This window comes from Streptomyces dengpaensis (assembly GCF_002946835.1).
GTDB classification, from domain to species: Bacteria; Actinomycetota; Actinomycetes; order Streptomycetales; family Streptomycetaceae; genus Streptomyces; species Streptomyces dengpaensis.
Genome location: NZ_CP026652.1, coordinates 4,087,534 through 4,110,886, shown reverse-complemented (window position 1 = coordinate 4,110,886; position 23,353 = coordinate 4,087,534). Strand labels below are relative to the sequence as shown.

Here is a 23,353-nt window from a genome sequence, read left to right as displayed (position 1 = left end):
GTGAAGTCAACCCGCCCCACCCAACAGCTACGCCTCGGCGTACCGGACAGAACCAACGCCGCCCTGCGCCAGCTCAAGCACGCCCACCAACAGGTCGAAACCACCGCAGCCCTGATCGCCAGCAGGCACCCGAGCTTCACCCACATACCCGCGGACCGGCCCGTGCACGGCCTCGTCGTGACCATGGAGCCCTTCCACACCGCCAACGCCCCCTTCCAGCGTGAGGGCCAGCAGGATTCAGACACGTGTGTCACCGTCTGTAGCGCCTCGGAACTCGAACACCTCGTCACCCTGCAGGACACGTCGGCAAGCCGGCTTCTCCTTGAGCGGCAGGCAGACGATCTCCAGTCCACGTATGCCCTCAGCACTGCTCTCACGGGCAAGAACCTCGGGCGTAACCCGATCCTGGACGCAGGCTGGGACAGCTACCCGTGGAAGCGGCACGCCGATCTCGGCGAGATTGACATGGCATCACCCGGGGCCGCAGCCAGGTAAGGAGACGCAGCCGGCTGCCTTAAGCCGAGCGATTACACGCCGCCCAGCAAGTCGCCCTTTGCGTATGCGGCTTGGACCCTATTTGCTCAGCATGTGACCCAGGTCACCGAAAATGAGTCTCGCCATTTGAGACGCGCTAGCGCTGCGGGGCTCGGATTCACCCCCGGAGACCCGCCCATGGGGCCCTTCACCCGGACTTAGGGCACGCGGAGGGCACGCAACCGCCAAATTGGACTAGACAACAAACAAACCCCAGGTCGCTGACCTGGGGTTTCATTCTGGAGCGGGTGACGAGAATCGAACTCGCGCTCTCAGCTTGGGAAGCTGATGTTCTACCATTAAACTACACCCGCGTAAGACACCGGTTGAGCCGGTGTCGAATGCTCGCTCACTGTACCTCATGCGTGGCCCCCGGTGCTGAAACCGTGGGGCCCGGTTGCGTTGGGGAGGGTGGATGCGGCTGCGGGGGGCGGGAGTTGGGGCGTACGGTGGGGGCGTTGGAGAGGGTCTGGGTGGGAGCGGAGTGCCGCCTGGAGGGCCGTCCCTTTGATCCCGTAATGTGGCTTTCGTTGTCGGGGTATCTGCCCGACGCGGCTCTTGGGGAAGGGACTCTGGGACTTGATGGAGCGCACCGTCGTCCGTTGTGCCGAGGGGCACGTGTTCAGCACCGCTTCGTTCCCGATGCAGCAGGCCGAGCGCCTCGGCCCCGGCCGGCTGGTCCGGTGTCCACGCTGTGCCCGGCTCCGCAGTGCGGTGCCCGTGGCTCTGGAGAAGCGGTAAGGGAGTAGGCGGGCAGGGAGCAGGACAGGCGCGTGGAGTCGTCACGATTGTGGTGGCTCCGCGCGCCGTGCGTATCCTCAGGACGTGCTTCTCTCAGACAAGGACATCCGGGCCGAGATCGACGCGGGCCGGGTGCGCATCGATCCTTACGACGAATCCATGGTGCAGCCGTCGAGCATCGATGTGCGGCTGGACCGCTACTTCCGGGTGTTCGAGAATCACCGGTACCCGCACATCGATCCTTCGATCGAGCAGGCTGACCTGACGCGGCTCGTCGAGCCCGACGGCGACGAGCCGTTCATCCTTCATCCCGGTGAGTTCGTCCTCGCCAGTACGTATGAAGTGATCTCGCTTCCCGACGATCTCGCGTCGAGGCTCGAAGGCAAGAGCTCCCTCGGGCGGCTCGGGCTCGTGACGCACTCCACCGCCGGGTTCATCGACCCCGGGTTCTCCGGCCACGTCACCCTTGAGCTGTCCAATCTCGCCACCCTGCCCATCAAGCTCTGGCCGGGCATGAAGATCGGGCAGCTGTGCATGTTCCGGCTCAGCTCGCCGGCCGAGTTCCCGTACGGCAGTGACCGGTACGGGTCCCGTTACCAGGGGCAGCGTGGGCCCACCGCCTCCCGCTCCTTCCTCAACTTCCATCGGACCCAGGTGTGAGCATGTCCCAGGTGCGCGAGAACCTCACCTACGAAGGGTTCGGGGCCGCGGTCCGCGAGCTCGCCCAGACCATCGCCGACGACGGGTACGAGCCCGACATAGTGCTCAGCATCGCCCGCGGGGGCGTCTTCGTCGCCGGTGGGCTCGCCTACGCCCTCGACTGCAAGAACATCCACCTGGTGAACGTGGAGTTCTACACGGGCGTGGGGACGACCCTCGAGATGCCCGTCATGCTCGCCCCCGTCCCCAATGCCATCGACTTCTCCGACAAGAAGGTCCTGATCGCCGACGACGTCGCCGACACCGGCAAGACGCTCAAGCTCGTGCACGACTTCTGCGTCGACCATGTCGCCGAGGTCCGCAGCGCCGTGATCTACGAGAAGTCGCACTCCCTCGTGAAGTGCGAGTACGTGTGGAAGCGGACCGACGACTGGATCAACTTCCCGTGGAGCGTCGACGAGCCCGTGATCAAGCGGGCGGGGCAGGTCCTCGACGCGTAGACGCGGGTCAGGGGCAGGGGCAGGCGCCGGCTACGGGTAGACGATCCCGAGCTGGCGGCCCTGTGTGGCCGCCCCGGCGATGTTGGGCTTCGGGCCGCCCTGTTCCTGCACCGATACGCATACCTCGTACTTCTCGCCGTGGACGAGGGGCTTGCCGACCTCGTACTCCTTCCACTGCGCGTTGGTCCGGGGCGTCGGCCAGGCCGCCATGTTGCAGGACGGCATCCCGTTGGGCAGGGACGTGCCCGGGTAGACGACTTCCTTGTTCGCGTCCTCCAGCCAGATGTAGACGTCCACCAGAGCCGAGCCCGACGTCGTGCGCCACTCGGCGTTCATGTACAGGCGGCCGTCGGTGATCCGGGCGCAGGACTTGACCTTTAAGCGGCTGACACCCGAGTCGCGCCATGAGGTGCAGTGGGTCGCCGGATTGGGCGGGGGTCCGGACGGGGACGCGGACGTGGACGCAGTGGCCGCCGTCACCGGGGGTGCCTGCTGTTCCCGCGATGCTGTCTGGGTCGGGGAGGGCGTCCTGGACGGCTTCGCGGTGGGGCTGGGCGTGGAGGAGGGCGACACGTTCGGGGCCTTCCCGTCAGCCGCCGGTGCCGCGTCCGCCCCACGGTGGCTGCGCGCTCCGGATATGCGCGCCGCCAAGGGCGCCGACCGAGCTCTGGGCCCGCTCCCACAGGTCGGTGGCGAGAGCGGCCACCAGCGCGCTTCCCGCAGACGAGGCGAGGGCCATCATCTCGGCGTCCACTGCCACTCCTTCGCGGGTTCTGTCGTCGGCAGGAGGCGCCATCCTAGAAGGCTGCTGAAAATCTTGTTGTTGGGGCTGTCCGGCCGTGGGCCGGGCGGCCCTTGTCGCTATGCGGTGGCCGGGGTGAGGTGCCAGGTGGTGCCGGTTCGGGTGAGTCCGAGGTTGATCAGTCGGCGGAGGTTGAGGGCGGCGGCGCGGTGGTGGAGCCAGATGTTGTTGGCGATGATGCCGCGGTGCGGGACGCGGCGGTTGCCCTTGGCGACCAGCCAGGCGATGGCGCGTTCGACCGGGGGCCGCCATCTGCGGTATTCGGCCTGCCAGGCTGGGTCGGCCGCCTCTCGCCGGGCGGCGGTCAGCAGTTGGTGCTGGGGATGGACGTTGAGGGTGCGTCCGGTCTTGGAGGTGGTGCAGCGCCCGCGCAGGGGGCAGTCGGCGCAGAGGTGTTTGAACTGGGCGGTGCGGGCGCCGTCCGCTTTGACCTGGCCGAGGTTGGCGGTGCGTCCGGCCGGGCAGGTCGCGGTGCCGGCGGCTGGGTCGATGCGGAAGTCGTCGATGGTGAAGCCGCCGGGGATCACCTGTCGCAGCGGCGGTGGCTTGATGACCAGGGTGTGGCCTGCGGCCTGCAACTGTTCGCGCAGGTCGCCGGTCCCGTAGGCGGAGTCGCCGAGCACGGTTAATGCGCCGTCCTCCCCGTCCAGCAGTTCACCGGCAACGGCCGCTTCGTGGCTGCCGGGACCATAGCCGCCGGTGAGGGCGACGGCGGTGAACAGCCCGCTCTCCGGCTCGAAGGAGACGTGTCCTTTGAAGCCGTCCTGGTGGCGGGTGCGGTTTTTGTGGATGTGCCGGGCGTCGGGATCGACGGTGGACACCGTCCGGTCGGGCACGGTGCGCTGGGCGATGCGCCAGCGCCCGTCGCGTCCGTCGGAGTCGGGGGCCGGCTCGACGTCCTGCCCGGCGACCAGGGCCAGCAGGCCCACCGCGTTCGCGGCCTTCTCGCCCAGCTCCCGCTCGGGCAGGTGCCCGAGCAGGTTGAGGGCGTCGGTGACCAGCGCATCGACCAGCGCGGCGCGCGCCTGCTCGTCGTTCCAGGCGATCTTCGGTTTGCCCGGGTCGGTGTAGTCGTGCGCGTGGCAGTGCTCTGCGGCCACCTCCTGGGCTCCGGGGACCTCGCGGATCACCCGGCGGATGGCGGAGATGATCTGGGTAACGGTGTCCTGGGTGGCCACCGCGTCATCGAGGACGGTGGAGTCCAGCGCCCGCCGCTGCCTGCCCTTGAGTACGCCGGTCGCGGCCACGACTTCCTTGACCTTGGTGAAGATCCGCATCGGATCGGCCGAGTGGCGCAGACGGCGCCTAAAGTACGTCAGCAGCGACGGATCGAATGCCATGTCGTACAAGCCCAGCCCGCAGGCCGCTTTCCACCGCAGATCACACCGCAGTTCCTGGACCGTCTCGAAGTCCGACAACCCCTGCAGGCTCTGCAGCACCACGGTCGCGGCCAGGACCTGCGGCGGCAGACTCGGACGGCCGTTGGACGAGGGATACATGTCGGCGAACATCGACGGCGGGAACAGTGCCTCCCGGTGCTCGGCCAGGAACGCAAACACGCTCCCGGCCGGGATCAACTCCCGGCAGGTCTCCCACACATCCGGCCCGGCCATCTCCCCGGCCCATTCCCCCTGCATGCCTACAAGACTGGCCCCGGCCCGGCCGGGCCGGGGCCAGAACCCGCAACATTTTCAGTGATCTTCTAGGGCATCAAATGCGGGGCCCAGTGCAGCAGTTGGGGGAAGGCGTGGGGATGTCGAGCAGGTACGCGTGGTGTGCGAGCGGAGGGGGGAAAGGGCTTTCGGGCAGCCGTGTGGTGTGCCGCAGTCAGGTGATGTACAGGGGCGGTGGCCGGGGCGTACACGGGGGTGACGCCCCGGCGCGGGAGGGAAAGCGGTGCCGGACGGCAGCGGGGCGCGTTCCGGGGGAACCCCCTGGAACGCGCCCCGCTGCAGAGCGTGCGCGGCCTCAGAACGTACCCAGCTTGATGATGGACAGAATCGCGATCAGCTGGATGGCTGAAGCGCCGAGGGCCTTGGGCCACGCGAGGTCGTGGGACTTGCTGACCATCAGGGTCAGCAGGGCGCCCGCCGCGACCCAGGTCGCCCAGCCGAGGAGCTGGACGAACGGCGCGTCGCCGCCGAAGAACATGGCGACGACCAGGCGGGGGGCGTCCGTGATGGACATGATCAGCATGGAGAGGCCGACCGTCGGCTGCCAGGCGCCGTCGCCGCCGAGCTGGCGGGCCAGGGTGTGGGTGACCACGCCGAGGATGAACGCGCTGATGACGATCGCGACGGCCGTGGTGAGGACGATCGGGATCGCGTTGGACAGGGTCGCGTTGATCGCGTCCTCGCGGGCGGTGTCGAAGCCGAAGACCGCCAGCAGGCCGTAGAGGAACGTCACGGTCAGGGCCGGGGCCCACATCGTGTAGTCGCGCATCCGGAGGAAGGTCTGGTTGGGGGACATGACGATGCCCCTCAGCAGGTCCTTCCAGTGCAGGCGCGGTCCGGCCGGCGGGGCCGCGGCCTGGCCGGCGTGGTAGGTCTCGCCCCGGCTGTACGAGTCCTCGCCGATCGAGAACGCCTGGGTGTGACCGGGGCTGTTCGCCGCGTACGGGTCCGGGCCCTGCTGCGGGTGCCCGTCACCGAAGTACTCCGGCTCGCCGCCACCACCGGCTTGGGGCCAGCCGCCGCCCTGCTGCCCGCCGCCGTACGAGGGGCCTCCGTACTGCTGCTGCTGCTGCGGCGCAGGCGGATAGCCGTACGGCTGCTGCTGGCCTCCCTGGGGGGCCTGCCGCCCGTACGACGGTTGGTGTTGTTGCGGTCGCGCTTGCGGTGCGCGGTCGTTCCGGCCGCCGCGTCCGATCCTGAATCCAGCCACGTCATCGAACGTACCTGGTCCCGGAGAATGCTGTGCCGGGCCCGGGGCAACGGGCCCGGCATTGGGGCCGAGCTGTGACATCCCTTAAGGGGATTCCTTAAGGGCTTTGAGGAGGTTTCCTCGAGGGCGTCCGCGTCCCACGGCTAGCGCAGCATCGCGAAACCGAACCGCGGATGGCCGGAGGCCGAGATGCCCGCCGAGGACGGCCCGAAGCTGATCGCGCCCGTTGTCGTCACGCCCGATGACGTGCCGCGCAGGGTCCACAGCGAGCCGTCGGCGTCGTTCTCGCCGTCGGCACCGATGGAGAGGTCCGCGTGGCCGTCGCCGTTGAGGTCGGCGAGGCGGACGGCCTTGCCGAACTGGTCGGTCTTCTCGGCGGTGCCGGGGACGCCGGCGGTGTCCTGCGTGAAGGACTTCACGCCCGAGGTGGACAGGCCGGTCGTCGCGCCGCGGAACACCGTGACGCTGCCGGCGAGCTCCGCGGAGCCGATGTCCTCGTACAGCGCCGAGACGGCCACGTCGTCGCGGCCGTCGCCGTCGATGTCGTCGATGGAGAGGGACTGGGCGCCCCCGGTCGGCCCGGTGTGCATGCCCGTGGTGAGCTGGTGGCGGGACGCGGGCCCGGAGGCCTTGGTGAAGCCGCCCCGGTGGATCGAGATGTCCTTGCCGTCGCCGCCGACGGCGAGGTCGGCCCTGCCGTCGCCGCTGAAGTCGCCGACGGCGAGGGTCCTTCCGTAGCGGTCGTGGGAGGAGGCGACGGGGTCGGAGACGGCCCGTCCGCCGGAGAGGCCGTTCGCGCCGCCCCAGACGATCACGGCCGTACCGCCGTCGACGTCGCTGCCGACGTCCTCCCGCGCGGCGCCGATCACGAGATCGGCGTACCCGTCGTTGTTGAGGTCGCCGGAGGCGAGCTCCGTGCCGAACTCGTCGCCCTTCTCGGCCGTGCCCGGAATCCCGCTGGTGTTCTGCGTGATGACCGTCCGCCGGGACGCCTTGATCCCGGACACCGAGCCGTAGTTGACGACCACGGCGCCCGCCAGGGCCGCCCCGCCGACGGTGGCGTAGGGCGCGGCGGTCGCCAGGTCGCGGTAGCCGTCGCCGTTGAAGTCGTCGGACAGGCCCGAGGGCGCGGCGGAGGCGGGGGTGAGGGGCAGGGCGGTGAGCAGGCCGGTGGTGAGGGTGGCGGCCAGGAGGAGGGTGCGCTTGCGCATGGGGTGTTTTCCGTTCACGAATACGTGAGGTGACGGGGCGAGTTGACGAGTGGACAGGCCGTCAGTCGGCGAACACCCCGCCGAACTCCGGCAGTTGGGTCGCCCCGGTGGCGGTCGGCGTGCCGGTGGTGCCGCGCAGCACCAGGCCGACGCGTGAGCCCACCCCCAGGTCGGCCTTGCCGTCGGCGTTCAGGTCGCGCAGGTGCAGCGTGTAGCCGAAGCCGTCGTACGAGCCGTCCGTGCCCGTCACCGTCTGCGGGATCCAGGAGGAGCGGGCGCCGCTCAGGCCGCCGGAGCCGCCGCGGAAGAGGTGGACGCCGCCCTGGTCCTCGGTGCCGTCGACGTCCTCGTGCGGGACGCCGGCCGCGAGGTCCGCGTAACCGTCGCCGTTGGTGTCGGCGGCCGAGACGGCGTACCCGAAGTTGTCGTCGTTCTCGGGGGTGCCGGAGACGCCGGAGGTGGCCTGCGTGAACGTGGTCGAGGCGCTCGGCCCGGAGGCGGTGCCGCGCCAGAGGGTGACGGCGCCGCTGCCGGTGCCGCGGTCGGGCGTGCCGAGGGCGATGTCGCCGTAACCGTTCTTGTCGAAGTCGCCGATCGCGGCACTCGTGGCGTCGCTGCCGAGCGTCAGGGAGGTGCCCGAAGTCAGGCCGCCGGACGCGCCCTTGAGGAACCAGGCGCGGGGGGTCGGGTCGTCGCCGGAGAACTGCGTGCCGAGGACCACCAGGTCCGTCTTGCCGTCGCCGTCGACCTTGCCGGCCGCGAGACCGTGCGAGTACCAGCCCGCGCCCGTCTTGTCGATCTTGCTGACGGTCCCGGTGGAGCCGGACGTGGTGAAGGGGCCGCGGTACAGCCACGCCTCCTCGCCGCCGATCACCGCGAGGTCGGGCGAGCCGTCGCCGTTGAAGTCGCCGGTGGCGAGGTCGCGGCCGAAGTGGCCGGACGATCCGGTCTTCGGGGTGACGTTGGTGCCGCCCGAGAGACCGGAACGGGAGCCCCAGACGATGGTGACCGTGCCGCGGTACCGCGCACTGCCCACGTGCTCGGTGGAGTTGCCGACGACGAGATCCGCGTAGCCGTCCTTGTTGAGGTCGGCGCTCGCGAGGGACTCGCCGAACAGGTCGTCCTCCTCGTCGGATCCGGGGACGCCCGGGCTGTCCTGGTGGATCCGCTGGATACGCGAGCTGTCGAGGCCGCCCGCCGTGCCGTAGACGACGTTGACGGTGCCGCCCACCCGGCCGTCCTCGTTGTAACCGCCGTACGCGATATCGCGGTAGCCGTCGCCGTTGAAGTCGTCGTAGTGCTTGGCGACGGCGGCGGAGGCGGGGGTGGGGATGGCCAGCAGAGGGGTGAGGCCGCTGGCCAGGAGGGTGGCGGCGAGCGCCGCCGTGGTGGGTCTGCGCATGGGGGTGCTCCTTTGGAGGATCAGCCGTTCAGAGCCGTGCCGTAGAGCCCGCAGACCGCCGGGCCCGTGGCGCTGATCGGGCCCGGCGGTCTGTGCGGGAGAAGTGCCAGTCGGCTGTGCGGGAGAGGGCTCAGTCGGCGAACACGGCGCCGAACTGCGGCGCACCCGACGTGGAGACGCCCGACGTGCTCGGGGCGACGCTGCGGGAGCCGCTCGTGGTGATGACCGTGCCGTTGGAGGGCAGGTAGGTGACCCCGCCGTTGCCGTCGTTCTCGTACGAGCCGACCACGAGGTCGGCCTTGCCGTCGCCGGTGACGTCGTCGAGCTTCACGTCCGCGCCGAAGAGGTCGGACTTCTCGTCGTTGCCCGGGACGCCCGCCGTGCTCTGGGCGAAGGCTTGCACGCCGGAGGAGACCTTGACGCCGCTCGCGGTGCCGTAGAGGACGGTGACCATGCCGGTGTTGGTGACGCCGGCGATGTCCTCGTCGGGGCTGGAGACGACCAGGTCCTGGTAGCCGTCGCCGTTGACGTCGCCCAGGTCGAGCTCCCAGCCGAAGCCGTCGCCCTTCTCGGAAGTGCCGGGCACGCTGCCGGTGTTCTGGGTGATGCCGGCGGTCGAGGCGGGCCCGGACGCGGAGCCGTAGGTGATGTTCACCTTGCCGCCGTTGGCGGAGTCGGGCACGGGGGTGCCGTCGCCGGTGGTGCTGTCCCAGCCGGCACCGCTGACGATGTCGCCGAAGCCGTCGCCGTTGATGTCGCCGATGGCGGTGATGAGACCGGGCTTGAGGGCCTGGGCAGACGCGACGCTCAGGCCGCTCGCCGTGCCGGGCACCCAGTAGTTGGTGTTCCAGCCGTAGTCGGTCTGCGTCTCGAAGCCGTCGACCACCAGGTCCGTCATGCCGTCGCCGTTCACGTCACCGGCGGTGAGGCTCAGCGGGCCGTGCGGGAAGTCATTGGTGCCCGACTGGATCGGGGGCTTGATGGTCGTACGACCGCCCGGCGTGCCGCTGGTGGAGAAGCCGCCCTTGTAGACGTAGAGCGTGCTGGACGAGCTGCCGACGGCAAGGTCGGCCTTGCCGTCGCCGTCGAAGTCGCCCGCGGCCAGGTCCTTGCCCCAGTAGTCGTGGGAGGACACGGCCGGGTCCGGTACGTCGATGCCCTTGCCGGTGAGGCCGCTCGCCGAGCCCCAGAGGATGGCGAGGCCACCGCCGTTGGTGTCGGTGCCGACCTTCTCCCAGGGAGAGGCCACGGCGAGGTCGTCGTACCCGTCGCCGTTGAAGTCGGCGTACGCCGACTCGGCGCCGAAGCCGTCCCCGGCCTCGGCGGTGCCCGGGACGCCGGTGGTGTTCTGGCTGACGGTCGACCGCTTGGCGGACGACACGCCGGTGGCGGTGCCGTACAGCGCGACGATCTGGCCCGCGCCCGCGCGGCCGTTCACGTACGCGCCGTGGGCCGAGGTGACGATGTCGCCGATGCCGTCGCCGTTGAAGTCGGCGTGCGGAACCGTCGTGGAGTCGGCGGCCGTCGCCGTCGCGGCCGAGAAACTGAGCAGCCCGCCCGTCAGCGCGGCCGCGGTGGCCGTCGCGAGGGCAAGACGCAGGTGGTGCTGGCGGTGCTTGTGCATGCGGGGTTCTCCTGCGGCATGCGGGGATGCCTGGCGGACATCCACAGTCGATGGGGTGCGGACCGCCCTTGTTTCCCTGGAGTTCTCCGAGGGTTTGCGGGGCGGTCGGCGAACAGGAGACCGATGGCGGGGGGTAAGGGTTGTACGTGAGTTCGGTAAATCTTCGGGGCGGGTGTGGCGGCGTGGGTGGCACCCCGCCTACGCGCACAACCCACGCACCGTGGCGTCAGCGGTCCAGGAACTCCGAGCTGGAGAACGTGACCGCCGGCTTGCTTGCCACCAGGCCCTTCTTCATCCCCGGGTAGACCGCGACGGTGTCCTTCGTCTCGCCCGCGTACGTCCGTACCGCCAGGTCGTCCCGGCCGTCGCCGTCGAAGTCGCCCACCGTCAGCACCCGCGTGGTGCCCTGGGCCGGTGGTTCGACGGTGACCGTGCCCGTCAGCGAGAGTCCCGTCGTACGGGCGTGGAACACCCGCAACCGCGAGCCGCTGGAGACGAGTTCGCTCAGCCCGTCGCCGTCGAAGTCCCCGGTGTCGAGCACCGAGCCGGGGGAGGCGAGGGTGCCGCGTACGGCGGTGGGGAGGTCGTAGCGCAGGGAGGTCGCGCCCGTGCCGCCGACCGCGGCGTCGAGGTTTCGCCCCTTGCCGAAGCGGGCCAGCGCCACGTCGATGCCGGCCGGCAGGACGACTCCGGTGCGTGTGGGACCCGTGGGTCCGCCGAGGACGACGGCCGACTTGGCGGCGCTCTTCGCCGTACGGACGAGGAGGTCGTCGTATCCGTCGCGGTTGACGTCGGCGGCCGGGCCCGTGGGGACCTCGCCCGGGGCGGAGGTCGGGGCGCCTGCCTTGCGCGGGGCGCCCTTGCGGCTGAAGGGGCCGCGCAGATAGCTGAGTTGGCCGTTCGAGGCGTGCACGACGAGGTCGTTCGCGTCGTCGCCGTCGAAGTCGCCGCAGACCGGCTGGTCCGGCCAGTCGTTGCCGAAACGTGCCTGCGCGGGGATGGCCAGCTTGACCGCCTTGCCCGCCAGGCCGGACGGGGAGCCGAAGAGGATCTGGAGCGGGACCGGGGGCTGCCCCTGGCCGTCGTACGGCGGGTCCGTCGACACGACGAGGTCCGTGAAGCCGTCCTCGTTCAGATCGCAGCTCGCCTCCGCGTCGAAGACGGCGGGGAGCTGCCCCTTGGTGGGCGCCGCCTGCTTCGCCGGGCTCAGCAACTGGCGCGCGCCGGGCGTGAGTCCGTGCGAGCCGCCGTAGACGATGCCGATCCCGGCGTCGTCGGCATGCGCCTGTGCCTTCACCAGGTCGTTGAGGATCAGGTCGCGGCGGCCGTCGCCGTTGAAGTCGTCGGGAGTCTTGCTGCCTTTGCCGTGCGGGACGGGGAGGAGGGCCGGGGCCTGCGCGGCCTTCACGGGGGTGGCCTCCGGCGGAGCCTGCGCGCCGTCCCGGACGGGTCCGCAGGCGGTGAGCAGCAGAAGGCAGCCCACCGCCGTCATACCCGTCCCGAGCGACCCGAGCGTCCCGAACGTTCGCATGCGCACCGTCCACCTTGTCAGCCCCATGGACAACGACCCTGTAGTCAAGCACGCGTTCGATATAGGGCGACACCCCCGGGTCGGACAGAACCCAGTGGGCGACATAGCGCTTTAGTTGGCCCGAGTGGGCGCTGGAGGTGGCCCGCAGGGCAGCGGTTGTGGCTGGCGCGCTGGTGCGCAGTTACTCCTCGCGGTCTGGACCGGCGCCTGTCCCATCTGTCACCACAACACGCCGACACCAACCTGACCCAGCCCTACTGGTAGTCCTCCAGCAGTGCCTGGCAGGCGGAGTGGGCGGTCCAGGTCTGGGCGCGGTCGAACGGCCAGGAGCGTTCGCCGACGAGCGTCATCCAGGCGCGTGGGCCGAGGTAGAACCAGAGCATGTCGATGGCCTCCGCGCGGGGGACGTCGGCACGGAGTGCGTCGAGCGCCAGGAGGCGGTCGGCCACGCGGGTCAGGGCTTGGACGTAGTCGTCGGCACCCCTGTCCAGGACCGCTTGGACGGCGGGTTCCCCCGGCGGGTTTCGGTAGAAGAGCCCGTACAGGAGCTCCCAGTGGCGTTCGTGGATGAGCCGGGTGCCCTCGGCGATCAGCTCTATCACGGTGCGCGGATTGTCGCTGGCCTCGGCGGCGGCGAGGCTGTCGGCGATGGCCGGGTCGGTGAGGGCCGGCTTCAGCAGGGCCGTCAGGATGCTCGGCTTGTTCCCCACGCTGCTGTACACGGTCGGTACGGCGACTGTCGCTGCCTCTGCGATCTCCCCGATGGTGACCCCGGCGTACCCGCGGGCCAGGAAGAGCGTGTGCGCGTTGCTCAGGATGGCCTCACGCGTGGCGGCAGCCGCGTTGGTGCGGCTGGGGGAGCTGTACTTCCGAGTGGTCACCGATGCAGCATACCTCCTTCACAATGAGTCAATATATTGACGAGATGGGCGCCTAATGAATAGGTTTCGTCTGTGACGAAAGATGCCCCCGAGCACCCCGCTGCGGTCATTGAGACCCGGCTTGCTCATGAGGTCCACCGCGCTGCCACCACCCTGCTGGCCGAGGCGGCCGTTCGCCCCTCGGTGCCACTTGGCGCACTGGCGCAGCTGCGCGACTTCCTCGTCGTGAACCTGCGCCATCACCACGAGACCGAGGACGAAGACCTGTGGCCGCGGATCGTCGCGGCGGCGCCGGCCACGGAACACGAGCTCGACATGCTGAGCGAGGAGCACAACCGCCTGGACACGACGCTCGATCTGCTGGCTGCGGTGGCCGTGAGCGGCGACGAGGATGAGGGCGGGGCCGGTGAGGCCACCGGTACAGGTCGGGGCGGTACCGGCCTCGGTGACGGCGGCGTGGTGGACGGAGTCCGGGTCGCGCTGCGGGACGCGGCCGTCGCGGTGCGCGACACGGTGCACGACCACCTGGCCCGTGAAGAGCCGGTCCTTTTCCCCGCGCTCCGCGACCACATCAGCCCCGCGGAGTGGGAGGAATTCTCGAAGCGGGTGATCGCGACCGCGCCGCCGGTGGCCGGACACCTGATGGTCGGCTTCCTCGACGAGGTGGGGACGCCCGCGGAGGTGGAACTGGTGCTCGCGGGCCTGCCGGAGCCGGTGCATTCGTTGCTCCCCGCCATGCGCCTTCGGGCGGCGGACGATCTGCGGATCCTGCGTGGGGCCGACTCGTGACCTCCGCTTAAGTAGATGCGGAACCCACTTGCTCCAATAATGATCAGCGCCAATTTGGATATGTGCATCCAGGAGGGAATTCAAGCATGACGACAGTACTTGACCGCTATTTCGAGATCGTGGACTCGGTCGAAAGCGGCGACTCTGACATGGGCGACCTTCGCGACGTCTTCGCCGAGAATGTGCTGCTGCTGCACAGCGGAGAAATGGTCCAGGGCCGGGAGCTGGCCGTCGACTTCCACCGAGGACAGGCGGCCAAGTGGAAGGAGTCCAAGCACCATTGGACGGCTTCCGTGGAGGCCGACGGCTCTGTCACCGGCAAGTGGAGCCAGGCCGGGCTGGACCTGCAGGGCAACGGGTGCTCCGGAAGCGGCGATGTCGCCGTGTCCCTGGACTCGGACGGGCGGATCTCCCGGCTCCACCTGACTCTGACCGGTGGGTCGGACCGCGCCCGGGTGCTCATCGCCAAGCACCTGGAGGTCTGGATGATCCCGGACCGGGCCGAGCGCGCCAAGGCGATGGAGGGGATCTACGCGGAGAACATCAGGTTCATGGAGCCTGATGACGTCTTCGTGGGTCGAGACGCTCTCAACGACTACATCGACGTCGTACAGCGCAAGGCTCCGCCCCTGAGCGGCCTGGTCGCGAGTCACTTGCAGAACAAGGAATTCATCCACTGGACCTGGCATTTCGGTTTCCCGGGCAACAAGACGGCAGTGGGATCGGAAATCCTCCAGCTCAATGGGGATCTGATCGAGACGGTCATCATCTTCAGCGCGGACATGGATATTGTCGTCGAGGGCACGCGGTAGGTTTCGCGGCAAATGGTGTTGAGCCGCATACCCGGCTCAACACCATCCCTGACCAGGACCCCACGTCCCTTCAAGCGCACGCCGCCTAGTCGTCGATCGCGCCCCCGTACTGCGCGTCCGCGCCCGAGGTGCCGAACGAGCCCAGCCCGTAGTTCCACGAGCCGGACGTCGTCAGGCCCGTGGAGCCGGCGGAGAAGACCCAGACCCAGCCGTCGGAGGTGTTCTCGCCGGGCGCGGCCGCGAGGAGGCCGAAGCGGCCGTCGTCGTTGGGGTCGGTGAAGGCGACCTGGCCACCGAACCGGTCGCCCTTCTCCGCTGCTCCCGGCACGTTCGCGGTGTTCTGGGTCACCGACCAGGCGCCGGTGGCCGTCATGCCCTTCGCCGAGCCGCGCAGCACGGTGAACAGGCCCGCGTCCGCCACGCTGCCGACGTCCTCCTGCGGGACGCCGATCGCCACGTCCGCGAAGCCGTCGCGGTTGCTGTCGCCGACGGAGAGGTCGGCGCCGAAGCCGTCGCCGCGCTCGTTGGAGCCGGGGACGCCCGCGCTGTCCTGCGTCCACCACACGGGCGGGGTGCCGGGGCCCTCCTGGCCGGCCGGGCCGGAAGCGCTGCCGTAGTAGACGCCGACCATGCCGCCGGTCATCGACTCTCCCCCGTCGTTCGGGCTGTGCGGTTCGCCGGTGACCAGGTCGTCGAAGCCGTCGCCGTTGACGTCACCGGAGGCGACGACCGGACCGCCGCGCACCGCGAGGATGGGCAGCGGGTCCGCGTCGGAGGCGGAGCCGGGGAGGACGTACGACCAGCCGTGCCCGGGCTCCGCGCCCACGCTCGTACCGGAGACGACCAGGTCGGCGAAGCCGTTGTCGTCGTAGTCGCCCGTGGTCAGCGCCTTGGGGTCGATGCCCGGGGCGTCGTCCGGCGAGGCCGCGGTGAGCGACTTCGCGGCGGGCGGCGCCGAGAAGGTCTGACGAGTCGCCAGCTCGGCCTGCCGTCCTGCGTCCTGGGCGGTGGCGGTGTCGGACCGCGTGGGCGCGGCCTCGAACTGATAGATCGACAGCCCGACCCGGTCCAGTACGGCGAGCAGGTCGCCCGGTGTGGTGTCGGTGAACCGCGCGGCCGCGAGCGCGCTGCCGAACCTCCCGCCGGAGGCGGGTTCGTCGCTCTGCAGCCACACGCTTCCGGACCCGCTCAGGCCCTTGGGCGTGCCCCACAGCACCACCGCGCCGCCCGCGTTCGACGCGGCGCCCAGGTCCTCGCCGGGGACGCCGACGATCGCGTCGTCGTAGCCGTCGCCGTCGAGGTCGCCGGTGGACAGCGCGCGGCCGAAGCCGTCGCCGGACTCGGCGCCGCCGGGGACGCCGGTGGAGTTCTGGCTGAACACTCTGGCGTTGCTGGTGCCCATGCCTTTGGGCCCGCCGTACTGGACGGTCACCAGGCCGGCGCCGGTGCGGCCGGAAACGGTGGCGCCCGGTGCGCCGACGAGCACGTCGTCGTAGCCGTCACCGTTGAAGTCCGTGTTGCGGTCGTTCGCGTGCGTGCCACCGGGTGTACCGGCGTACGCGCCGGGGGCGGCGGTGATGGCCGCGCCGCTGACGAGGAGGAACGCCGCGGCCGCGACGGCGGCCGAGCGCTTGCGGATGGTGCGCATGAGCGGCTCCTTGGCTCAAGGACAAGCCCGGCAGCCGGATGCGGCCGGGTCGGCTCGGGAAGCGCGGGGGGCGGGGGTGTCCGGAGAGGTCCCGTTCCTGGTCCGGCGCCATGTTCGACACCGGATGCGAGGAAAGGGTTGTATGGGAGGCGCGATGACCGCCGGCGCGGAGTGAACTCGCGCCCTCCAGCCCCGTACCGGACCTCATCCGGCGGAGGCACCGGGCAGGATGGGACCATGAGCGTAGTCAAGATCAACGTACTGACCGTGCCCGCCGAGCAGCGGGAGACCCTGGAGAAGCGGTTCGCGTCGCGGGCCCACGCCGTGGAGAACTCGGACGGCTTCGAGTGGTTCGAGCTGCTGCGTCCGGTCGAGGGCACCGACACGTACCTCGTCTACACCCGCTGGCGTGACGAGGAGTCGTTCCAGGCCTGGATGGAGGGGCCGATGAAGGCCGCGCACCAGGGCACCGCAGAGGGCGGGGAGGGCGGGGAGCGGCCCAAGCCGGCAGCCTCCGGCTCCACCCTGTGGTCCTTCGAGGTGGTGCAGCAGGCCGGGCCGAAGAGCGCCTAGCGGATTGCGCATCCGTGGGTCCGGGCTGGAAGTGCCCGAGTGGAGGCGTGACATGACGACACGTCATGTCACATACGCCGCGCCGGACCAGGGGACGGCTTCTCCGATGAACCCTGTGTCCGTCAATCCCCGTACGTCCTTGCCGTCCTCGACGATCCACCACTGCGAGGGCACGGAACGAGAACACCCCATCCCCCTGGTCCGGCCAGGGGAATGGGGTGCTTCGTTATGAGGCTGTACTCGGCCGCTACTTCACCGGCTGGGGCTCCGGTGCGCTCTCGGTTGCCGCCTCGCCCGCCGGGGGCTCGTCGTCGGCCGGAGTCTTGACGGAGTCCAGCAGCAGTTGGGCGACGTCGACGACCTGGATGGATTCCTTGGCCTTGCCGCCCGCGGCGGAGCCGCTGTCAGATGCAGCCTTCTTGCCGTTGACCGAGTCGGTCAGCATGACGAGGCAGAACGGGCAGGCGGTGGAGACGATGTCCGGGTTCAGCGACAGAGCCTCGTCGACACGCTCGTTGTTGATGCGCTTGCCGATCCGCTCCTCCATCCACATCCGCGCGCCGCCGGCACCGCAGCAGAAGCCGCGTTCCTTGTGGCGGTGCATCTCCTGCTGGCGCAGGCCCGGGACGGCGGACATGATCTCGCGCGGGGGCGTGTAGATCTTGTTGTGGCGGCCCAGGTAGCAGGGGTCGTGGTAGGTGACCAGGCCGTCGACCGGGGTGACCGGGATCAGCTTGCCCTCGTCGATGAGGTGCTGGAGCAGCTGGGTGTGGTGGATGACCTCGTAGTCGCCACCGAGCTGCGGGTACTCGTTGGCGATGGTGTTGAAGCAGTGCGGGCAGGTGGAGACGATCTTCTTCGCGGACTTCGGCTTCTTGGTCGACTCGTCCTCGTCGTCCTCGCCGAAGGCCATGTTCAGCGCGGCGACGTTCTCCATGCCGAGTTCCTGGAACAGCGGCTCGTTGCCCAGGCGGCGGGCGGAGTCGCCGGTGCACTTCTCGTCGCCGCCCATGATCGCGAACTTGACGCCCGCGATGTGCAGCAGCTCCGCGAAGGCCTTGGTGGTCTTCTTGGCGCGGTCCTCGAGGGCGCCGGCGCAGCCGACCCAGTACAGGTAGTCGACCTCGGAGAGGTCCTCGATGTCCTTGCCGACGACCGGCACCTCGAAGTCGACTTCCTTGGTCCACTCCAGGCGCTGCTTCTTGGCCAGGCCCCAGGGGTTGCCCTTCTTCTCCAGGTTCTTGAGCATCGTGCCCGCCTCGGACGGGAACGCGGACTCGATCATCACCTGGTAGCGGCGCATGTCGACGATGTGGTCGATGTGCTCGATGTCGACCGGGCACTGCTCGACACAGGCGCCGCAGGTGGTGCAGGACCACAGCACGTCCGGGTCGATGACGCCGTTCTCCTCGACGGTGCCGATCAGCGGACGCTCGGCCTCCGCCAGAGCCGCGGCGGGAACGTCCTTCAAAGCCTCGGCAGACGCCTTCTCCTCGCCCTCCATGTCCTTACCGCCGCCCGCGAGCATGTACGGCGCCTTGGCATGCGCGTGGTCGCGCAGCGACATGATCAGCAGCTTCGGCGACAGCGGCTTGCCGGTGTTCCAGGCCGGGCACTGCGACTGGCAACGCCCGCACTCCGTACACGTGGAGAAGTCCAGCAGGCCCTTCCAGGAGAACTGCTCGACCTGCGAGACACCGAAGACGTCGTCCTCGCCCGGGTCGGTGAAGTCGATCGGCTTGCCGCCCGACGTCATCGGCTGCAGCGCGCCAAGGGCCGTCTCACCGGTCGCGTTGCGCTTGAACCAGATGTTGGGGAAGGCCAGGAAGCGGTGCCAGGCCACGCCCATGTTGGTGTTCAGCGAGACGACGATCATCCAGACGAACGACGTCCCGATCTTGATCATCGCGGTGAAGTAGACGAGGTTCTGGAGCGCGCCGACGCTCAGGCCCTTGAAGGCGAGGACGAGGGGGTACGAGGCGAAGTACGCGGCCTCGTAGTGCTCGACGTGGTGGATCGCGCCTTCCAGGCCGCGCAGCACGTAGATCGCCAGGCCGATGGTCAGGATGACGTACTCGACGAAGTACGCCTGACCCGCCTTGGAGCCCGCGAAGCGGGACTTGCGGCCCGCCCGGGACGGCAGGCTCAGCAGCCGGATCGCCATCAGCACGAGGATGCCGAGGACGGTCATCACAGCGATGAACTCGGTGTACATCTCGAACGGCAGGAAGCCGCCGATGACCGGCAGCACCCAGTCGGCCTTGAAGAGCTGACCGAACGCCTGCACCAGGGTCGGCGGCAGCGTCAGGAAGCCCACCGCCACGAACCAGTGGGCGAAGCCGACGATGCCCCAGCGGTTCATCCGCGTGTGGCCGAGGAACTCCCGCACCAGCGTCACACTGCGCTGGTAGGGGTTGTCGGTCCGGCTGCCGGCGGGCACTGGCTGGCCGAGCTTGAAGTACCGGACGAACTGGCCGATGGCGCGTGCGAGCAGCGCAACGCCGACCACGGTCAGAACCAGCGACACGATGATCGCGGCGAGTTGCATTTGGGGCTCCTCGGGCCTGCGAGGGGTTGCTCCGAGAGTAACCTCGAAGGCGATTACTAAGCGGTAACTTATGCAGTCCGTTTGAGACTACCCACTTCCTGCGCCGCACTGTAGCCAGGGGCGCGGTGATCTGCGTCGCTGAGGGGAGCCTGAGTGGACGTGCCATCGCCGGGCGTGCGGCACGCGCGATGGTCCCGTCGCCGGGCGGTGCGGCACACGATGGTCGCCTCGCCCGGCGGGGCGGTGCCCGCCGGTGGTCCTGGCGCCGGGTGAGGCGGTACCCGCCGATGGTTCCGTCGGGTCGCCCCGTAAAGCAGATCGTGTTATTCGCGCAAAATGGTGACATTGACGCCTAAGTTAGCGACGTGCTGTACGGAATCGCCGCCGCCACCGCCGCCCTGTTCCTCACCGCCGCGCTCGCCGCGCTGCTGCGGATGTTCGCCCTGCGCTTCGGGGTGGCCGAGCGGCGGCGGGTGCGGGTGGTTCCGTTGCTCGGAGGGGTTGCCGTCGTCGGGGGGACGGCGTTCGTCGCCAGGGTCGGGGACTGGACGGGTGTCGCGCCGTTGGGGCCGGAGGCCGGGCGCGTGCTGGTCGTCGGGATGGGGGTCGCGCTGGTCGGGCTCGTCGCCGATCTGCGGGCCGTGCCGTTCGTCGGACGGGCGGTGGCGCTGGTCGTCCGGGCCCTGCCGCCGGCCGTGCGGACTCTGCCGCTGATCCTGCGCGTGGCCGTCGTGGGCGGTGGCGCCGCGCTGGTCGTGCCGTACGACGAACTCGGGCTGTTGGGTGGAGTGCTGGCCGTGGCCTGGGTCGTGTTCGTCGTGCACGCCTTCTCCTCCCTCGACCACGCCGACGGCGTACTGGGGACCGTCGGCGTCATCACGGCGTTCGCGCTCAGCGGGTGCGCCGCCGCCGAGGTCATGGACGGACTCGCGGCGCTGCTGAGCGTGCTGGCCGCCGCGCTCACCGGGTTCCTGATGCACGGCTGGCCGCCGGCCCGGATCGTGCCGGGGCGGTGCGGTGCGCTGTTCGCGGGGTTCGTGCTGGCCTCGGCGGCTGTGCTTGTGCACGCCGGGCGGGAGGCGGGGGCCGGCCTTGGTGCCGGGTTCGCGCTGACGGCGGTGGCCTGTGCCGATGTCCTACTCGTGCTGGTGTCGCGGTGGCGGGGTGGGCGGCCGGTGCTGCGGTCAGGGCCCGATCACCTTGTTCACCGGCTGCGGCGGGTGGGGGTGGCTCGGCAGGGGGTGATGGTTGCCATCGGTGTCGCTGCCTTTGCCGGGGCGCTTGTGGGGCTGCTGATCTCTCTGGGGTGGGTGAGGGCGGGCGTTGCCTGGTGGGTGGCTGGGGCCGTCGGGCTCGTTGCGGTCGTCGGGGGTGTGTGGCCGGTTTCTCGCCCCCTCCGCCCCTGCCCGTCCCGTACCTGGGGGGCTCTGCCCCCCAGCCCCCCGTATCGCGCTGAACGCGCTCGTCCTCAAACGCCGGACGGGCTGAATGGGTATCCCCCCAGGTCAGGGGCTTCCTGCGTGTAAGGAAGAGATAAGACTTGAGTCCCCCCGACTCAGCTCTGTTGACCCGTTGGCGAGGGTCATGCACACTTGAGTCCGTTCCACTCAAGTCATTGTTGTTGGAGGATTCGAAATGGCACGTGCGGTCGGCATCGACCTGGGCACGACTAACTCCGTCGTCAGCGTTCTGGAGGGCGGTGAGCCCACCGTCATCACCAACGCCGAGGGCGCCAGGACCACGCCGTCCGTCGTCGCCTTCGCGAAGAACGGCGAGGTGCTGGTCGGCGAGGTCGCCAAGCGCCAGGCGGTCACGAACGTGGACCGGACGATTCGGTCCGTCAAGCGTCACATGGGCACGGACTGGAAGATCGAGCTCGACGGGAAGAACTTCAACCCGCAGCAGATGAGCGCCTTCATCCTGCAGAAGCTGAAGCGCGACGCCGAGGCCTACCTGGGTGAGAAGGTCACCGACGCGGTCATCACCGTCCCGGCGTACTTCAACGACTCCGAGCGCCAGGCCACCAAGGAGGCCGGCGAGATCGCGGGTCTGAACGTCCTGCGCATCGTCAACGAGCCCACCGCCGCCGCCCTGGCCTACGGTCTCGACAAGGACGACCAGACCATCCTCGTCTTCGACCTCGGTGGCGGCACCTTCGACGTGTCCCTGCTGGAGATCGGCGACGGCGTCGTCGAGGTGAAGGCCACCAACGGCGACAACCACCTCGGTGGTGACGACTGGGACCAGCGCGTCGTCGACTACCTGGTGCAGCAGTTCCGCTCCGGTCACGGCGTGGACCTCGCCAAGGACAAGATGGCGCTCCAGCGTCTGCGCGAGGCCGCCGAGAAGGCGAAGATCGAGCTGTCCTCGTCCACCGAGACCTCGATCAACCTGCCCTACATCACGGCGTCCGCCGAAGGCCCGCTGCACCTGGACGAGAAGCTCACGCGCGCCCAGTTCCAGCAGCTGACCGCCGACCTTCTGGAGCGCTGCAAGACGCCGTTCCACAACGTCATCAAGGACGCGGGCATCAACCTCTCCGAGATCGACCACGTCGTTCTCGTCGGTGGCTCCACCCGTATGCCCGCCGTCGCCGAGCTCGTCAAGGAGCTGACCGGTGGCCAGGAGGCCAACAAGGGTGTGAACCCGGACGAGGTCGTCGCCATCGGCGCCGCCCTCCAGGCCGGTGTCCTCAAGGGTGAGGTCAAGGACGTCCTGCTCCTCGACGTGACCCCGCTGTCCCTCGGTATCGAGACCAAGGGCGGCATCATGACGAAGCTCATCGAGCGGAACACGACGATCCCGACCAAGCGGTCCGAGATCTTCACCACCGCCGAGGACAACCAGCCGTCCGTGCAGATCCAGGTCTACCAGGGCGAGCGCGAGATCGCGGCGTACAACAAGAAGCTCGGGATGTTCGAGCTGACCGGTCTGCCGCCGGCCCCGCGCGGTGTCCCGCAGATCGAGGTCGCCTTCGACATCGACGCCAACGGCATCATGCACGTCACGGCGAAGGACCTCGGCACCGGCAAGGAGCAGAAGATGACCGTCACCGGCGGCTCCTCGCTGCCGAAGGACGAGGTCGACCGGATGCGCCAGGAGGCCGAGAAGTACGCGGAGGAGGACCACGCCCGCCGCGAGGCCGCCGAGACCCGCAACCAGGGCGAGCAGCTCGTCTACCAGACGGAGAAGTTCCTCAAGGACAACGAGGACAAGGTCCCCGGCGACGTCAAGACCGAGGTCGAGGCGTCCGTCGAGGAGCTGAAGACCGCGCTCAAGGGCGAGGACAGCGCGGAGATCCGTACGGCCACCGAGAAGGTCGCCGCGGTCTCGCAGAAGCTGGGCCAGGCCATGTACGCCGACGCCCAGGCCGCGCAGGCGGCCGGTGGCGAGACCCCGGGTGCCACGCCCGGCGGCAAGGCCGCTGACGACGACGTCGTCGACGCCGAGATCGTCGACGAGGACCGTAAGGACGGTGCCGCGTGACGGAGGAGACCCCGGGCTTCGACGAGCAGCCCGACGTCCCCTCCGGCGCCACCCCTGATGACGCCGAGCCGAAGACCGCTCCCTCCGCACAGGAGGGGGCGGCTCCGGCCGGGGACGCATCGGCAGCAGCTCAGGCGGCAGCCCATACGGCAGCGCAGGCGGCGGCTCAGACGGCCGGCCTGACGGCGCAGCTGGACCAGGTGCGTACGGCACTCAACGAGCGCACGATGGACCTCCAGCGGCTCCAGGCCGAGTACCAGAACTACCGCCGCCGGGTCGAGCGCGACCGGATCGCGGTCAAGGAGATCGCCATCGCGAACCTCCTGACCGAGCTCCTGCCCGTGCTCGACGACATCGGCCGCGCGCGGGAGCACGGCGAACTGGTCGGCGGCTTCAAGTCGGTCGGCGAGTCGCTGGAGACCGTCGCGGCGAAGATGGGGCTTCAGCAGTTCGGCAAGGAGGGCGAGCCCTTCGACCCGACGATCCACGAGGCCCTGATGCACTCGTACGCGCCCGACGTCACGGAGACGACGTGCGTGGCGATTCTGCAGCCGGGGTATCGCATCGGCGAGCGCACCATCCGCCCCGCGCGGGTGGCCGTCGCCGAGCCGCAGCCCGGTGCGCAGACCGTCAAGGCCGACGAGGCGTCGTCCGAGGCGGCCGACGACAAGGAGAGCGGTGGCCCGGACGAGGGCTGACGTTGAACGGATAGGGAAGGAGGGACGTCG

At 69.6% G+C, this 23,353-nt stretch carries 20 protein-coding genes and 1 tRNA gene; 9 read left to right on the top strand and 12 right to left on the bottom strand.

What is annotated here, in order from left to right:
* Complete coding sequence (locus C4B68_RS18825) at window positions 1–495, top strand: hypothetical protein (RefSeq protein WP_099505920.1); 495 nt, start codon at window positions 1–3, stop codon at window positions 493–495.
* A gap of 279 nt (window positions 496–774) precedes the next feature.
* Here the strand turns inward: C4B68_RS18825 and C4B68_RS18820 are convergent.
* Window positions 775–848, bottom strand: a tRNA-Gly gene (locus tag C4B68_RS18820).
* 511 nt (window positions 849–1,359) lie between these two features.
* Between C4B68_RS18820 and dcd the strand changes: the two genes are divergently transcribed.
* Together dcd and C4B68_RS18810 are read left to right on the top strand one after the other, a co-directional pair.
* On the top strand, window positions 1,360–1,935 hold the full coding sequence (gene dcd, locus C4B68_RS18815; protein ID WP_099505921.1) for a dCTP deaminase: 576 nt from the start codon (window positions 1,360–1,362) through the stop codon (window positions 1,933–1,935).
* Window positions 1,936–1,937: 2 nt separating this feature from the next.
* A complete protein-coding gene (locus C4B68_RS18810) occupies window positions 1,938–2,435 on the top strand; it encodes a phosphoribosyltransferase (protein WP_099505922.1) in 498 nt (165 codons plus the stop codon).
* A gap of 30 nt (window positions 2,436–2,465) precedes the next feature.
* Here C4B68_RS18810 and C4B68_RS18805 read toward each other — a convergent pair whose 3' ends face one another.
* The 9 genes from C4B68_RS18805 to C4B68_RS18770 form a co-directional block, all read right to left on the bottom strand.
* Complete coding sequence (locus tag C4B68_RS18805) at window positions 2,466–2,915, bottom strand: hypothetical protein (protein WP_099505923.1); 450 nt, start codon at window positions 2,913–2,915, stop codon at window positions 2,466–2,468.
* A gap of 109 nt (window positions 2,916–3,024) precedes the next feature.
* The gene (locus tag C4B68_RS41930; RefSeq protein ID WP_167459108.1) at window positions 3,025–3,189 is read right to left on the bottom strand and encodes a hypothetical protein; all 165 of its coding nucleotides are present in this window, start codon (window positions 3,187–3,189) and stop codon (window positions 3,025–3,027) included.
* 107 nt (window positions 3,190–3,296) lie between these two features.
* Entirely contained in the window at window positions 3,297–4,874 is a 1,578-nt protein-coding gene (locus tag C4B68_RS18800; protein WP_099506840.1) for an IS1182 family transposase, read from the bottom strand.
* 331 nt (window positions 4,875–5,205) lie between these two features.
* Window positions 5,206–6,201, bottom strand: a complete 996-nt coding sequence (locus C4B68_RS18795) for a Yip1 family protein (protein WP_099504888.1) — start codon at window positions 6,199–6,201, stop codon at window positions 5,206–5,208.
* 62 nt (window positions 6,202–6,263) lie between these two features.
* Window positions 6,264–7,331 carry an FG-GAP and VCBS repeat-containing protein gene (locus tag C4B68_RS18790; RefSeq protein ID WP_099504887.1) on the bottom strand — a complete coding sequence of 356 codons (1,068 nt, stop codon included), beginning with the start codon at window positions 7,329–7,331 and terminating at the stop codon, window positions 6,264–6,266.
* 61 nt (window positions 7,332–7,392) lie between these two features.
* Entirely contained in the window at window positions 7,393–8,733 is a 1,341-nt protein-coding gene (locus C4B68_RS18785) for an FG-GAP and VCBS repeat-containing protein (protein WP_099504886.1), read from the bottom strand.
* A gap of 130 nt (window positions 8,734–8,863) precedes the next feature.
* Complete coding sequence (locus tag C4B68_RS18780) at window positions 8,864–10,357, bottom strand: FG-GAP and VCBS repeat-containing protein (protein WP_099504885.1); 1,494 nt, start codon at window positions 10,355–10,357, stop codon at window positions 8,864–8,866.
* A gap of 226 nt (window positions 10,358–10,583) precedes the next feature.
* A complete protein-coding gene (locus C4B68_RS18775) occupies window positions 10,584–11,888 on the bottom strand; it encodes an FG-GAP repeat domain-containing protein (RefSeq protein WP_099504884.1) in 1,305 nt (434 codons plus the stop codon).
* 254 nt (window positions 11,889–12,142) lie between these two features.
* The gene (locus tag C4B68_RS18770) at window positions 12,143–12,769 is read right to left on the bottom strand and encodes a TetR/AcrR family transcriptional regulator (protein WP_099504883.1); all 627 of its coding nucleotides are present in this window, start codon (window positions 12,767–12,769) and stop codon (window positions 12,143–12,145) included.
* Between the two features lie 72 nt (window positions 12,770–12,841).
* Between C4B68_RS18770 and C4B68_RS18765 the strand changes: the two genes are divergently transcribed.
* Both C4B68_RS18765 and C4B68_RS18760 read left to right on the top strand, forming a co-directional pair.
* Window positions 12,842–13,558: a hemerythrin domain-containing protein gene (locus C4B68_RS18765; RefSeq protein WP_099504882.1), complete on the top strand. Its 717-nt coding sequence runs from the start codon at window positions 12,842–12,844 to the stop codon at window positions 13,556–13,558.
* Window positions 13,559–13,644: 86 nt separating this feature from the next.
* A complete protein-coding gene (locus tag C4B68_RS18760; RefSeq protein WP_099504881.1) occupies window positions 13,645–14,370 on the top strand; it encodes a hypothetical protein in 726 nt (241 codons plus the stop codon).
* 85 nt (window positions 14,371–14,455) lie between these two features.
* Here C4B68_RS18760 and C4B68_RS18755 read toward each other — a convergent pair whose 3' ends face one another.
* Complete coding sequence (locus tag C4B68_RS18755; RefSeq protein ID WP_099504880.1) at window positions 14,456–16,018, bottom strand: integrin alpha; 1,563 nt, start codon at window positions 16,016–16,018, stop codon at window positions 14,456–14,458.
* 237 nt (window positions 16,019–16,255) lie between these two features.
* On the opposite strand from C4B68_RS18755, the gene C4B68_RS18750 reads away from it, so the two are divergent.
* Window positions 16,256–16,591 (top strand): antibiotic biosynthesis monooxygenase family protein, encoded by a 336-nt coding sequence (locus C4B68_RS18750; protein WP_099504879.1) that lies wholly within the window; start codon window positions 16,256–16,258, stop codon window positions 16,589–16,591.
* A 247-nt stretch (window positions 16,592–16,838) separates the two neighbouring features.
* Here C4B68_RS18750 and C4B68_RS18745 read toward each other — a convergent pair whose 3' ends face one another.
* The gene (locus C4B68_RS18745; RefSeq protein ID WP_099504878.1) at window positions 16,839–19,139 is read right to left on the bottom strand and encodes a (Fe-S)-binding protein; all 2,301 of its coding nucleotides are present in this window, start codon (window positions 19,137–19,139) and stop codon (window positions 16,839–16,841) included.
* A 365-nt stretch (window positions 19,140–19,504) separates the two neighbouring features.
* On the opposite strand from C4B68_RS18745, the gene C4B68_RS18740 reads away from it, so the two are divergent.
* The 3 genes from C4B68_RS18740 (at window position 19,505) to grpE (ending at window position 23,323) form a co-directional block, all read left to right on the top strand.
* Window positions 19,505–20,665: an MraY family glycosyltransferase gene (locus tag C4B68_RS18740; RefSeq protein ID WP_099504877.1), complete on the top strand. Its 1,161-nt coding sequence runs from the start codon at window positions 19,505–19,507 to the stop codon at window positions 20,663–20,665.
* A 109-nt stretch (window positions 20,666–20,774) separates the two neighbouring features.
* Window positions 20,775–22,625, top strand: a complete 1,851-nt coding sequence (gene dnaK / locus C4B68_RS18735) for a molecular chaperone DnaK (RefSeq protein WP_099504876.1) — start codon at window positions 20,775–20,777, stop codon at window positions 22,623–22,625.
* A complete protein-coding gene (gene grpE / locus C4B68_RS18730; RefSeq protein ID WP_099504875.1) occupies window positions 22,622–23,323 on the top strand; it encodes a nucleotide exchange factor GrpE in 702 nt (233 codons plus the stop codon). The genes dnaK and grpE overlap by 4 nt, the downstream gene beginning before the upstream one ends.
* The last annotated feature ends 30 nt before the right edge of the window (window positions 23,324–23,353 follow it).